Raw genomic sequence first — 13,633 nt, forward strand, 5'->3', positions numbered from 1 at the left:
ATGACGGAAAATACTTACGGCTGGGACGCCTCAATGGGCATCCCCCTTTATGACAAAATCCGCCAGGACATGAAAACCGCAATGAAAAACAAGGACACCGGGGTGAAGGACACCATGCGCCTGATCATGGGCGCCTTTCCCAGCCTCACGGTTCCCATTACCCTGGAAAGCGGTAAAAAGAGCACCCGGGCCAAACAGCCGGATGAAATCACCGATGAGGATATCCAGGATATCATCAGGAAATTCGTCAAATCCGAACTCCAGGTCCTGGAACTTAAAAACGAAACCACCTCGGACTACCTGGAACTGCTCAATACCTACCTGCCCAAAATGGCAACGGAAGAAGAGGTCCGGGAGTGGATCGGCGCTAACCTGGATCTATCCCAGTTTAAAAGCCCCATGCAGGCCATGGGCACCGTGATGAAGCATTATGGGAAGCTGGCCGACGGCCGGATGGTACAGGAAATTCTGAAATCCATGTAACGTTACCGTTACCTTTTTTCTTCCGGTTACCGGGCGTTACCTTTATCTGGTGTGCCTTGCCCGGTAACCGTTTATCCGGCCAGATTCCCTGCAGTTCGCTTTAAAATCTGATTTTTTCTTAACCCGGCATTTATTTTGCTAAGCTTTTTCACCATAGCTGAAATAATGCACCAACCCCATCAAGGAGAATAGGATTATGTGGAAACTGCTTCAGAAAATCAGCAAAAATTTAACCCTTGCCATTCCCGTAATGATGCTTTCGGGATTTGTCTTCGGCATTATATTTGATGCCGCCTTTCTCAAAACCCTGATTATCCCGTTTACCTTTCTCATGGTGTATCCCATGATGGTCACCCTCAATATCCAGAAGGTTTTTGAGGGCGGGGACGTCAAGGCACAGGTTCTCACCCAGGTCATCAACTTCGGCATCGTCCCCTTTCTGGCCTGGGCCGTGGGCCTGTTGTTTTTCAGGGACAATCCATACATGGCCCTGGGGCTGCTGCTGGCCGGCCTTGTCCCCACCTCGGGCATGACCATTTCCTGGACCGGATTTGCCAAGGGCAACCTGGCGGCAGCCGTTAAAATGACCGTGATCGGCCTGACCCTGGGCTCCGTCGCCACCCCATTTTACGTCCAGCTGTTAATGGGCACGGCCATTGAAATCAACTTTGCCAAAATATTCCAGCAGATCGTGGTGATTGTGTTCATCCCCATGGCCGCCGGCTATATCACCCGCCGCCACCTGGTGAAACGCCACGGCCAAAAGGGGTTCAAACAGGCTGTGGCCCCTAAATTCCCGCCCCTGTCCACCCTGGGCGTGGTGGGCATCGTTTTCATTGCCATGGCCCTGAAAGCCAAAGCCATTGCCGGGGCACCCGGGATGCTGCTTTACATCCTCATCCCGCTGGTCCTGATCTATGCCTTTAACTTCACCCTTTCCAGCCTTGTGGGCAAATATTTTCTGCCCCGGGGGGATGCCATCGCCCTGGTTTACGGTTCGGTCATGCGCAACCTTTCCATTGCCCTGGCCATCGCCATCAATGCCTTTGGCAAAGAGGGGGCCTCTGCCGCGCTGGTCGTGGCCATCGCCTATATCATCCAGGTCCAGTCAGCGGCCTGGTACGTAAAATTTACGGACAAAATCTTCGGTCCTGCCAGAATTGATAAAGAAAAAGAACCGGCAGAAAAAGCGGTGGCGGCTGCCCAACAACCGGCCACCGGACCGATGGTGGCGCAGATCCAAAAAATACTCTTTGCCACGGATCTATCCCCCACGGCCAAGTTTGCGGCCCGCTACGCCTGCAGCCTGGGCAACAAGTACGAGGCCAAGGTCTGGGCCGTCCACGTGGTGCCGGATGTGCTTGAAGAATACTCCGAACAGGCCGGCATCAATGTGCCCGGCCGCCGGGAAAAAGAAGCGGAATTCAACAGGGACGCCGTGGAAACCGCCCAAAGGACCCTTACGGAACGGATGAAGGAAACCTCCAGGGCCGTTCTCCGGGAGATCCCCTATTGTCCCCTCTCCCCGGACCGGGTCATCGTCAAAACCGGCGACCCCGTGGAAAAAATCGCGGAAATAGCGGCCCAGGACAATTTTGATTTAATCATCATGGGCACCCACGGCCGGCAGGGCATGGAAGACATCCTGCTGGGCTCCACGGCCCAGGGCGTCATCCACACATCGCAGGTGCCGGTGCTGGTGGCCCGGCCCCCCGCCTGACCATAGCCTGACCATGGCCTGACCATGGCCTGGACAGCCCCGGGTCAAGGCCCCGGCGCTTTCATGACCGGGGCCTTATCCCACGGATACGCATTCAGCCGAAAACAGCCGTGGTCTGCTGGCTGAACACCGCCGGCCGGCCTTCGGGATCCCAGATAATGCTGCGTTCATTGGCATATCCCTTTTCGGCGCTGTCAACGGTGCAGTGATAGGCCCACCATTGGTTTTCAGAGCAGGTTGACCGGTCCAGATGAACAAATTCCAATGCCCAGGTCAGCGTGCTGGCCGCAGCCGGTTCTCTCAATTTGGATAACACAGGGCTCGGCCAGGCATCGGCCAGGGCGATCAACCATTCTTCGGTAAGACAATCCGTTTCTTCGCAAAAATTAATCCATCCCCCTATTTCCCTGCCGCCCCGGCCGGAAAAAGGCAGTTCTCCCATTGCCCATCGATAGTTGAAATGCCGGGTAAAGGCGGGGGTCATGCCTTCGATATAGGGAAGCTCAATGGCCTTGGAAGGGGCAGGCATCTCAGGACGTCCAACAGGAGCCATCCGGATCTTTGACTCGCGATCACCACCAAAGCTTCCCACCGCGGTGCAGCGGACCTGATCCTTTTGAACCAGTTTTGCCTCAATGGTCGTCACGGACTTGCCGGAACGCAGAACCTGGGTGTGAAAAAAGAAGGGGGCGGCGTCCACCGGACCCACAAAGGAAAATAAAAGACTGCGAACTTTCCGTTCCCGGGGAAGATGTACGCGCATGGACTTCAAGGCCATTGCAGCCACCAGTCCTCCGTAGGCGGTACGGCCCTGCATCCATTCTTCGGGCACCCGCAGCTCCTCCCGGGTTCCCCTGGTGTGCACCTTGTCCATGAGCGTGGCAAAATCAGTATCAGGCATATTCCATTCCTTTTCATCAAGCGTCTCTGGTGCCGGCCGGCCCTGGGCCAGGTTGGCAGGGCCCTCGGCCGGATTGTAATGGATCCTATGTTAACCCGGGATGAAAATCAAATTGAATCGCCCAACTATATTTCTTATGCGAGTGAATTCTTTCCTCGTGGCCGGTTTGGCAAATACGGCTCATGGTTCACTCTGATTTTATGAATGTGCCTTCCCTATACTCCTGAAAAGCGGTCTCCAATTCATCCTGAGAATTCATGACAATGGGACCTTTCCATGCCACTGGCTCTTTTAAGGGGTTGCCTGTTAACAGCAGAAACCGTATGGGCTTATCGTGGGCACTTACGCTTAAATAATCGCCGTTTTCAAAAAGAACTAGGCTGCCGTTTCCAATTTCCTTATCCTCGATTCTCCCTTTGCCGCCAATCATATAAATAAAAGCCGTATAGCCGGGATCAACTTCATGGGTATACCGCTGCCCGCCGGGTACGGTACAGTCTAAAAACTCGGGATCAATAACAATATCATCCATTGGGCCTTTTGCCCCGCTTATCTTTCCAGCAATGACTTTAATTTGCACTCCGTTCTGAAGTTGAACCTCAGGAATCTTGTCTGATGAGATGTCACGGTATTTAGGCGCCATCATTTTTTGAGATGCTGGCAGATTGGCCCACAACTGAAATCCATGCATGGCCCCGTTTGCATCGCCTTTAGGCATTTCCTGGTGGATAATGCCACGACCTGCTGTCATCCATTGTACATCTCCAGAATCAATCATGCCTTTGTTGCCCAAGCTGTCCCCGTGTTCCACCTCACCCTTCAATACATAGGTGATGGTTTCTATACCCCGGTGGGGGTGCCAAGGGAATCCTTTCAAATAGTGCTCCGGTGTATCGGAGCGGAAATCATCCAGCATCAGGAACGGGTCAAATTCAGGGACTTCATGGTATCCGAATACCCGGTTTAGCTGCACCCCGGCACCCTCTAAAGTGGGTTGACCGTTTAAAATAAGTTTAATCTTTCTTGCATTGGCCATGAATTACCCTCCCAATCTGCCTATTATTTTATCAGCAACGGCTAAAGCATCCTTAAACCTGTATTTGCTTACCATCCTGTCCAATTCTTCAACATCTGCCTTGAACATTTCCGGCCATCCAAGGGACTTGGCTTTTTCCATGCTTTCTTTGCTGGGTTTGGGGGTCCGACTTTTGAGGTAAGGTAGAATATTTTCGATGGATTCAATTAACTGATCCTGGGGAGCCCCCCCGATTGGTCCCAAACCGGAAGGTTCTTCTTTCGATTTGATGGTGTTAAGTCCATGTTGAACGATCTCCATTTCATTGGCAAAATGCTTTAGCGCATCATCAACCTGTTTGCCATTTTTTAAGCGGCTCTCCACCTCCTGGCTTGCTGACTGCAGGGACAGGGCCCCCAGGTTGCCGGCAATCCCCTTAATTGAATGGGCCAAGCGTCTTGCGTTCTCCCGTTGACCTTTTTCCATGAGATTCCGGATATCGCCAGTTGCATTGGCATAATCGCGCCGGACTTTAAGAAGCAGCTCACGGTAGAGCTTTTTGTTCCCGTCAAGCCGCTGCAGTCCCTGGTGCATATCGAACCCGGGAAGGTAAACCGGAAGCTCGTCAGCAGATTGATTTCCGGGCGGTTCGCGATTTGTTTGGGCAGTGAATCCTTTGGGAAGGCCCCTCTCTCCCGGTGTTATCCACCGGACCAGAGCGGTGAACAATTCCTTTGGGTCAATGGGCTTGGTGACATGATCCTGCATGCCGGCGGCAAGGCTCTTCTCCCGGTCTCCGGCCATGGCATGGGCGGTCATGGCCACAATGGGCAGCTCCCCGATAGTTTTGAATCCGCGAATGCGGGCGGTGGCCTCCATGCCGTTCATCTCCGGCATCTGAATGTCCATCAGCACCAGATCATAGTCCCTGATCTTAACCGCATCCACAGCCTCCCGGCCGTTGTTGGCCACATCAACGGACAGCCCGGCATTCTCCAGGATCTCAACGGCAATCTGTTGATTGATCTCGTTATCTTCGGCCAAAAGAATACGCGCGCCTCTGATGTCCTTTGCCTTAACCAGGTAGTTGTCATGCATTTTCCGCCGGGTGACCACTTGACGTCCGAAAGCTGTCATAATCGCATCGTAAAGTGCGGACTGGGTCACCGGTTTAATCACATATCCGTCAAAACCAGTTTCTATCGCCTGTTCATGAATTTCCGCCCTGCCATAGGCCGTGGCCATAATAATCTTGGGCCTGGGCGCAAGGCCCGGCATGGCGCGGATGCGCTGGCAGGTTTCCATACCGTCCATTTCCGGCATTTTCCAGTCTATCAGTACAATTTCAAAAGGATCTGATTCATTTGCCGCTTCAAGACGTTTCAATGCCGACAAGCCGCTGGCAACGGTTTCAACCCTGAAGCCCATACTCCTGAGATAGGATTGAAAAATATCCCTGGCCGTCTCATTGTCATCGACTGCGAGCACCTTTTTACGGTGCAGGTCATCGCCGGCCGTCACCTGCCGTCGGTTGCCGCCCTCAGGGTCGACTTTCAGTTGCACCGTAAAAAAGAAGGTAGAGCCCCTGCCCTGTTCAGACGCAACACCAATCCTCCCGTCCATTAATTCCGACAGGCGTTTTGAAATGGTCAGCCCCAACCCAGTCCCCCCATATTTTCGGGAGAAGGAGCTGTCTGCCTGGGAAAACGCCTGAAACAGCCTGGCTTGCTGTTCCGGCGTCATACCGATCCCGGTGTCCCGCACGGTGAAACGAAGGATTACCTTGCCTTTTACCCGTCCATCCACGCTGCAGGACATCTCAACCTCACCCTGTTCGGTGAACTTGGCGGCATTGCCGGCCAGATTCACCAGAATTTGCTTCAAACGGAGCGGATCGCCAATGAGGTTGCGCGGGACTTCAGGTGATATGTGCACCAGCAGCTCCAATCCTTTTTCCGATGTTTTGACAGCGGCCAGGTTCGCCGCATCCGCCATGACATCGTCAATATCGAATTTCGCGGATTCGATGTCCAGTTTGCCGGCTTCAATCTTGGAAAAATCAAGAATATCGTTGATCAGACCCAGCAACGATTTTGCGGCTGAGTCGATCTTAATGATATAATCCAGCTGTTTGGGAGTCAGATCGGTTTTCAGTGCCAGATGGCTCATGCCGATGATCGCGTTCATGGGCGTACGGATCTCATGGCTCATATTGGCCAGAAACTCGGATTTCGTTTTTTCGGCTTCTTCAGCCCGTTTCTTTGCCTTTTTCAGTTCAGCATTATGATTTATCAGGGACCGGTTAAGATCATTCAGCTCCCGGGTTTTTTCCTGCACGCGCTTATCCAATGTGACGATCTGTTTTTTTAAAGTCTGCCTCATGAACTCGAAGGATTGTGACAGTTTGCCGAACTCATCATTGCTGGACGATTCTATTGGCTCATCAAGCTCGTTTCTGGCAATTTTCCCAGAATGTTTTTCAAGATAATAAATGGGGTTGATAATTTTATAACGGATGAATTTCAAAAATATAATGGAAGAGATTGCCAGAGGCGCTACCAGGATCAAAATAATAACACCAAAACTCCGAAGAAACTGTGCTTGAACGTCATCACTGAAATCAACTTCTATCCTGCCGATGAACCGGTTCTCAAAGAGGACATCCCGATGTATGGTTTTGCGCTTTACCATCTCCCTGTTACCGGGTGAGTAATTTGAAAATGGCTGGTTTTCAAAATCATACACCCTGATTGCCAATACCCGTCCGTCCTTTAGCGTATAATCAATCAGCGGCAAATCGACCTGAGGCGTAAAGTCATAAAGCGGCTGCTGCATGGCGGAAGCAATAATTTTCGCCGTATCCTCTTGAAACTTTTTATTTTTAATTTCCAGCCTGTTTTTATCAATCACTAAAAGAACCGTTCCGATGGTTGCCGTCGGGACAAAAATCACAACAATCATCAAAAGGTAGAGCGCACGGGCAATGGAAGAATGCTTCAGTGAAAACATGTTGACGGGAACCAGCTATTGACTGCATCCTGATGACGCTTTATCCAGATTTCTGCAGCTTGGTCATAGGTTTTCTTTTCTATATCCACCAGATAGGCAGCCTCTGCGATCATGCGGTTGGTCATTTTCATATTCTCAAGTATTTTGTGGGCGCAAGGCCACTGTTTTTCCACTCCTTTCCAGGCCCCTTTGAACAACCGCCCCCCTTTGGGATTGCCACAGTCATGGGTAAACAAGGGGTTTATACCCCACTTGGGATTTGTTTCGCACGCCTTTTCATAAACCGGGAATTCCACAAATTCTCCATCATAGGCAAAATCCGTCCAGTTGGGAGTCCAGTTGAACATCACAATTGGCCGTTGGTTTTTTACGGCCTCCTGCATGATGGCAGTCAGTTCGTCAGAATCTTTTGCAATTTTAATTATAAAATTAAGACCAAGGGCCTTTATCCTTTTAGCATCCGGCTTTTCCCAGGGGCCTCCCAGATAAACCCCCTTTCCGCTACTCGTTGGAGAGGCGAATAATTTCGAACACCTGTTCAGCGCTCTGTAATCGGGCAGCCCGGGGCAACGTTTTTTTACGTAGGAAGGATACCACCACTCCTCGCGTGTCTTCGCCGGATGCAAACCGACCTCAACGACATTTTTCTTTTTAACGTTCTCAAAGGCATCAAGCATTGTTCCTTCCCAGATTTCCACCTGTATGTGTGCCCATCCAAAATTCATTGCCCCGAATTGCTTATCTACAGTATAAAACGGGTACTCGACCTTGTAACCGATTGATTCGTAAATACTACCGAGAATTTTGCTGAGTACGATCTGACTGGTCCAGTCATTCACTATAATTTTAATGGGGTTGGACGTTTTTACCTCTTCCGCGTGTAGCAAAGAAAGGTGGAAAAACAAAAATACAATCCATAATAATGGGTGGATCAATCGCTTTGAAATCATAAGAAGCTACCTTTTCGGTCCCTTTATCGATAAAGTCCCTTTTTTGAAATAAACATCAGAAAAAAAGAGATAATGTTGATCTTACTTGGCAGGTTTCAGAATTCAGATGATTTACCTGCCCAGTCCTGTGGCGGTCATGTTAAAGGCAGTTTTTATCAAAAAAATATTTTTAGCTGGAATCTTTACCAAATACCTAACACAGATTTCCGGATCTGTCGATCTTTTGGTAGATGAAGCAACACTTAGAATTTCTGTTGGCGATCCAGATACCATGTGTTGCGGTGTAAAAAATTGATAAAAACAACAGATGATGGTAAAGTGCTCTTCTGATTACTGCATGCCAATACCGGTCCGTATGGCCCTCACATGCAATAGATCGATTAATGGAAGAACTGAATGGGTTGGACAGGAGCAGAAGCGGTTATGGGAATTGTATGATTCCCCTTTGGAGCGTTTCTCTGGATATTAATTCTCAACAGTTAAAAAATGATGAACTATCTACTAAACCATGTCGGGTTCCCATCCAGGTGTTATCCCCTATAGATACAAGTGATGAGGTCTTCATTTATCTATCATCGTGATCAGTGTTTTACTGCATGAAAAGAATATTTTAAACCAATTTATACTAAACAATAAGGAACGTTGCTATGTCAGTCGAAGAAAATATGTGCCCCAAATGTAATTCACCCTATGCCTATCCCGATGGAATGCTGTGGATATGCCCTGAATGTGGTCATGAGTGGGCACCGGATCAGGCTTCTGATGAGGCTCCCCAGGAAGATGCGCCGCGCTTCCTCGATGCCAATGGTACGCCGTTGCAGGATGGGGATACCGTCACCACCATCAAAGATCTTAAGGCCGGGAAGGACACAATGAAATTGGGTACCAAGGTCAAAAACATCAAACTCCTTGATGACCCGGTAAATGGCCACGATATTTCCTGTAAGATTCCAGGGTTCGGCGCCATGTACCTTAAATGTTCTGTTGTTAAAAAGGCCTAAAGGCAGAGGGTACCTATCGGAAATATAATCGGCTCTTTGCTTCTGCATTCTGGCGGCAAGGAGATTCCCCGGGCATTTCCATAATCCCCTTTCAAACATTCCGATTCACCGGAAATCACCCTAGGTTTATGACCGGACTGCCATGGAAGGCAATCCGGTCATAAATTTTTGAAGCATTTCACAGCAAGCCGCTCAGGACAAAGCGTTGTCCCCCTTCCAGGAGCGGTCTGTGGCATTCCTATCCTAGCCCATCGTTCCGATATTGAAGGGCATTGCCCCTGCCGCCCCGGGCTTGACATGGCGGACAAAAGGCGTATGGTTTTGCTTTCAACCGATAATACAACCGGTGCAGAGGATTGCCCATGTACAGTTTTAAAAATGATTATAGTGAAGGGGCCCACTCCGAAATATTGAAGGCATTGGCCGCCTGCAACATGGACCAGGAAGAGGGATACGGCCTGGACCGGCATTCCATGAACGCCGCCCGGATGATCAGGGAATTAATTGGTGCCGGGGACCCGGGCGTCCATTTCATCTCCGGAGGCACCCAGACCAACCTCATCGCCATCAGCGGGCTTCTCCGCCCCCACCACGCCTGTATCACCGCCGGGACAGGGCACATCGCCACCCATGAAACCGGGGCGATAGAGGCCACCGGCCACAAGCTGCTTGTTGTGGACACCCCCGACGGAAAGCTGGCCCCGGAATTGATTGCGCCGGTGCTGGCGGAACATCATTTCGAGCATATGGTAAAGCCGGGCATGGTGTATATCTCAACACCCACCGAACTGGGTACGGTGTATTCGAAAGCAGAGCTGGCCGCCCTTTATGATTACTGCCAAAGCAATAACCTGATGCTCTATGCCGACGGAGCCCGCCTGGGTGCCGCCCTGACCGCAGACGGCGCCGGCCTCACCCTGAAAGACATCTACGCGTTTACCGATGCCTTTTTCATCGGGGGCACTAAAAACGGGGCCCTGCTGGGAGAGGCCCTGGTATTAAAGCGGGCAGACCTCAAAGAAGAGTTCCGGTATCTGATCAAACAACGGGGGGCCCTGCTGGCAAAAGGACGGATTCTGGGGATCCAGTTTGAAGCCCTGTTCAAGGACAACCTGTATTTTAACCTGGCCCGCCATGCCAACCAGGCCGCCCAGGCCCTGGCCCGGGGCCTTGGGGAAAACGATTGCCGCTTTTTCATCGACTCGCCCACCAACCAGATTTTTCCGGTGATGGAAAACCGGGTCATTGAGGCACTGTCCCGGCAGTTTGATTTTTATACCTGGGCCGGGGTGGATGACACCCATTCTGCCATTCGCCTCATCACCTCCTGGGCCACCCCCCGGTCTGCAGTTCAGGACTTTATACAGGCCTACAAAAAAGCCATCCAGGCCTAGCCAAAAGGCCCCGGCCTTCAGGGACCGGGGCCTTTTGTTTTTTTCGCTGCTGCCGAGCCACACCTAGTTGCCCGCAGACAGATTCATCTCCTTTGTAATTTTAAACCGGCTTTCAAGGAAGATATGCAGTACCACGCCGACCCCAAGCCCCCAGGCCGCCCCGTGCATGGCCAGCACAATGGCCATGGTGCCAGCGACACCGAGTTCCAAAGGCTCTTTGATCTGTTTAAAGGCCGTGATGATGCACAGGTAGCCGGTGACCACCATGGTCAGGGAGAGCCCTATGGGCAAAAAGGGTTTGAAGAAACTGACCAAAGGAAGCATGAACAGGGCCATGAACCCTGAAATCCAGAAGGTGCCCGCCCCGCTGAAAATAGAATCCATGGCCGGCCGGCCCTGGCGGTACCGGTCGGCAACGGTGGCGGTGACAGCGGTCCAGATGGGGCCGGCCAGTCCCGGGTAGGGGGCAAAGAATGAATGGATGACATTGCGCAGGCCGGTGATAATATGGATGCGGTCGGTATCAATATCCACCTTTTCATCGGGGCGGCTCTCTTCACAGGCGGATTTCACCAGCACGGTGCCCACGATCACATCCCCGAAGGCGATGATATAGGCGATAATGGCAGTGGGAACGGCCTTCAGAAAGATGTCGGCATCGGGAAACCCGACGCTGAAGGGCAGGTAATCCCACATCTGGCCGAAGGCCGGCACAGTGATGCCCCACTCAATATCGGGGATGGGATATTCGTTGACCAGCATGCCGATGCCAATGGCCACGATCATGGCCGGAACCATTCCGTATTTACCCATGAGTTTTGCCAGGGGGTTATCGGTTTTCAGCCTTGAGAATGAGACCGAAAAAAGCATGTAGAAACAGACCAGGCTGCCCAGCCCGATGGCGATGGGGGTTTTGGGAATCCGCCCTCCCATTTTCAACTCCCCCATATAGGCGGCGACACCGGCCCCCAGCAAAATCCCGGCCTTGATGGAATCCGGCACCTTGGCCACTACCTTTGAACTGAACCGGGTCACCCCCAGGATAAGAAAGATGGCCGCCACCAGCAGCTGAAGCGCCACCAGGGCCTTGATGGCCTCGGGACCGGGGGTAAACTGCCCCAGGTAGAGCAGGACCACCGGGATGGCCGGGGTTATCCAGCCCGGCACCATGGGGGTGCCTAAAAAAGCCGGCAGCATAAAGCCGATGCCGCAGACAAAGACATAGGCCAGGGCGATGTTATAGGGCAGTCCCAGGTATTTTTCCAGCAGCGGTATCATGGCCAGGGAGACCACAAAAAGAATCAGGGCCTGGACAAACTCCACCCACTCCCACCGGTAATGGACCAGGGGGAGACGAACTTTAAAGGGACCGATTGGCCAGAAAGGCTGTTCTTCACTGTCGATTCGCTTATATAAAGACATCTTTTTCTCCTTTGTAAACGCTATCATTGATGAATAGACTAATTTACCATGCGGTCATGCCCCTCCCACTCTTTCTCCCGGAGCTTGAATTTCTGGATCTTTCCCGTGGCTGTTTTGGGAAGGGCGCCGAATTCAATGTGCTTGGGCGCCTTGAACCGGGCCAGCTTTTCCTTGCAAAATGAAATTATCGTGGCAGGATCGGGCCGGGACCCGTTATGGGGAACGATAAATGCCTTGGGCACCTCCCCCCATTTTTCGTCGGGCACGGGGATTACCGCCACTTCCAGCACATCCGGATGGGTATAGAGTACATTTTCAATTTCAACGGTGGAGATATTTTCCCCCCCTGAGATGATGATGTCTTTTTTCCGGTCCATGATCTGGGCATAGTTGTCCGGGTGCATCACCGCCAGGTCCCCGGAGTGGAACCAGCCGCCCTTGAAGGCCTCTGCCGTGGCCGCTTCATCCTTGTAGTATCCCAGCATCACATTGTTGCCCCGCATGACGATTTCCCCCATGGTGGCCCCGTCCCTGGGCACCGGTTCCATGGTCATGGGATCCACCACATCCATGTGCTCGGCCACGATATAGGGCACCCCCTGGCGGGCCTTGATTCCGGCCCGGACCATGGGATCCAGGTCATCCCATTTGTCCTGCCACTGGCAGACGGAATGGGGGCCGAAGACCTCTGTGAGACCGTAGGTCTGGGTGATGTTGGCACCGATGCTTTCCATATTCTGGATCACCGTGGGGGCCGGCGGCGCCCCAGCGGTCATGATCTCTACCCCGTGGGAGAGATTGATTTGATTTTCCTTGGCATAGACCGACATGCCGATGAGGATCGTGGGGGCTGCGCAGAGATGGGTGATGCCCACCGCTTCAATGATTCTGTAAATCTCGGCCGGCTCCACTTTCCGAAGGCAGACATGGGTGCCGCCGATGGCCGTGATCCCCCAGGTAAAGCACCAGCCGTTGCAGTGGAACATGGGCAGGGTCCACAGGTATTTGCTGTTGGCCGTGGTCTTGAACTCCAGCTGTTCGCCGATGGCATTGAGATAGGCCCCCCGGTGGTGGTACATTACCCCCTTGGGCCGGCCGGTGGTGCCGGAAGTATAATTGATGGCCAGAACCTCCCGCTCGTCGGTGATGGCCAGGCTTACCGGGTCCGCAGGGCTGTCCGCAAGAAAATTTTCGTATTCCGGGCCCTCCAGGGGCATTGTATCGTCAATATCGCAGATGTTCACATAGGTTTCCACGGCCGCCAGTTCCGGCACGATCTTGGCCACGGTTTTCCCGAACTCATTGTCAGCAAACACGGCCTTTGCATCGGAGTGGTTAATGATATAAGCGATTTCGCCGGCGGAAAGCCTGATATTGATGGATACCAGGGCGGCACCCAGCAGGGGGACGGCATGGTGGGCCTCCAGCATGGGAGGGGTATTGGGACAGACAAAGGCCACCTTGTCCCCGGGGCCTATGCCCCGGGCCTTCAGGGCGTTGGCCAGGCGGAAGACCCGCTCCTGGAATTGCGCCCAGGTATAGGACCGGTCATTGTAAACCACTGCGGTTTTATCCGGGAAAACCGCCACGCTCCTGGCCAGGAAATTCGTGGGGCTGAGAACATCGTAATTGACAGATTTGTCTGGCATGATTGAACCCTCCTTGTTAATGATTTTGGGCACGGTTAAACGTCTTGTAATCATTAACAATAAAAACTAGAAAGGTTCAATCGGTCACC

Annotated in this window: 10 protein-coding genes; 4 read left to right on the forward strand and 6 right to left on the reverse strand. The window is 52.3% G+C overall.

The window, feature by feature from the left end:
* The gene (locus HUN04_01245) at positions 1–483 is read left to right on the forward strand and encodes a GatB/YqeY domain-containing protein (GenBank protein ID WDP88438.1); all 483 of its coding nucleotides are present in this window, start codon (positions 1–3) and stop codon (positions 481–483) included.
* Positions 484–679: 196 nt separating this feature from the next.
* Entirely contained in the window at positions 680–2,203 is a 1,524-nt protein-coding gene (locus HUN04_01250) for a universal stress protein (protein WDP88439.1), read from the forward strand.
* A gap of 94 nt (positions 2,204–2,297) precedes the next feature.
* Here the strand turns inward: HUN04_01250 and HUN04_01255 are convergent, their stop codons facing one another.
* The 4 genes from HUN04_01255 to HUN04_01270 form a co-directional block, all read right to left on the reverse strand.
* Positions 2,298–3,104: a thioesterase family protein gene (locus tag HUN04_01255; protein WDP88440.1), complete on the reverse strand. Its 807-nt coding sequence runs from the start codon at positions 3,102–3,104 to the stop codon at positions 2,298–2,300.
* 187 nt (positions 3,105–3,291) lie between these two features.
* Positions 3,292–4,140, reverse strand: coding sequence for a pirin family protein (locus tag HUN04_01260; protein ID WDP88441.1), 849 nt, complete (start codon positions 4,138–4,140; stop codon positions 3,292–3,294).
* 3 nt (positions 4,141–4,143) lie between these two features.
* Positions 4,144–7,128 carry a response regulator gene (locus HUN04_01265; protein WDP88442.1) on the reverse strand — a complete coding sequence of 995 codons (2,985 nt, stop codon included), beginning with the start codon at positions 7,126–7,128 and terminating at the stop codon, positions 4,144–4,146.
* Entirely contained in the window at positions 7,116–8,078 is a 963-nt protein-coding gene (locus HUN04_01270; GenBank protein ID WDP88443.1) for an ABC transporter substrate-binding protein, read from the reverse strand. Before HUN04_01270 ends, HUN04_01265 begins: the two co-directional genes overlap by 13 nt.
* A gap of 647 nt (positions 8,079–8,725) precedes the next feature.
* On the opposite strand from HUN04_01270, the gene HUN04_01275 reads away from it, so the two are divergent.
* Both HUN04_01275 and HUN04_01280 read left to right on the forward strand, forming a co-directional pair.
* The gene (locus tag HUN04_01275) at positions 8,726–9,079 is read left to right on the forward strand and encodes an alkylphosphonate utilization protein (GenBank protein ID WDP88444.1); all 354 of its coding nucleotides are present in this window, start codon (positions 8,726–8,728) and stop codon (positions 9,077–9,079) included.
* 362 nt (positions 9,080–9,441) lie between these two features.
* A complete protein-coding gene (locus tag HUN04_01280; protein ID WDP88445.1) occupies positions 9,442–10,473 on the forward strand; it encodes a threonine aldolase in 1,032 nt (343 codons plus the stop codon).
* Positions 10,474–10,536: 63 nt separating this feature from the next.
* Here the strand turns inward: HUN04_01280 and HUN04_01285 are convergent, their stop codons facing one another.
* Both HUN04_01285 and HUN04_01290 read right to left on the reverse strand, forming a co-directional pair.
* Positions 10,537–11,895 (reverse strand): xanthine/uracil/vitamin C permease, encoded by a 1,359-nt coding sequence (locus tag HUN04_01285; GenBank protein ID WDP88446.1) that lies wholly within the window; start codon positions 11,893–11,895, stop codon positions 10,537–10,539.
* A 38-nt stretch (positions 11,896–11,933) separates the two neighbouring features.
* The gene (locus HUN04_01290; protein ID WDP88447.1) at positions 11,934–13,544 is read right to left on the reverse strand and encodes a long-chain-fatty-acid--CoA ligase; all 1,611 of its coding nucleotides are present in this window, start codon (positions 13,542–13,544) and stop codon (positions 11,934–11,936) included.
* Positions 13,545–13,633: the final 89 nt, after the last annotated feature.

This window comes from Desulfobacter sp., assembly GCA_028768525.1.
In the GTDB taxonomy this organism is placed as follows: Bacteria; Desulfobacterota; Desulfobacteria; order Desulfobacterales; family Desulfobacteraceae; genus Desulfobacter.

Bases quoted from the DNA above. Each gene is read 5' to 3' on its own strand.
- HUN04_01250 (WDP88439.1), top strand. From the start codon at position 680: ATGTGGAAACTGCTTCAGAAAATCAGCAAAAATTTAACCCTTGCCATT.
- HUN04_01245 (WDP88438.1), top strand. From the start codon at position 1: ATGACGGAAAATACTTACGGCTGGGACGCCTCAATGGGCATCCCCCTT.
- HUN04_01280 (WDP88445.1), top strand. From the start codon at position 9,442: ATGTACAGTTTTAAAAATGATTATAGTGAAGGGGCCCACTCCGAAATA.
- HUN04_01255 (WDP88440.1), bottom strand. From the start codon at position 3,104: ATGCCTGATACTGATTTTGCCACGCTCATGGACAAGGTGCACACCAGG.
- HUN04_01285 (WDP88446.1), bottom strand. From the start codon at position 11,895: ATGTCTTTATATAAGCGAATCGACAGTGAAGAACAGCCTTTCTGGCCA.
- HUN04_01290 (WDP88447.1), bottom strand. From the start codon at position 13,544: ATGCCAGACAAATCTGTCAATTACGATGTTCTCAGCCCCACGAATTTC.
- HUN04_01270 (WDP88443.1), bottom strand. From the start codon at position 8,078: ATGATTTCAAAGCGATTGATCCACCCATTATTATGGATTGTATTTTTG.
- HUN04_01260 (WDP88441.1), bottom strand. From the start codon at position 4,140: ATGGCCAATGCAAGAAAGATTAAACTTATTTTAAACGGTCAACCCACT.
- HUN04_01265 (WDP88442.1), bottom strand. From the start codon at position 7,128: ATGTTTTCACTGAAGCATTCTTCCATTGCCCGTGCGCTCTACCTTTTG.
- HUN04_01275 (WDP88444.1), top strand. From the start codon at position 8,726: ATGTCAGTCGAAGAAAATATGTGCCCCAAATGTAATTCACCCTATGCC.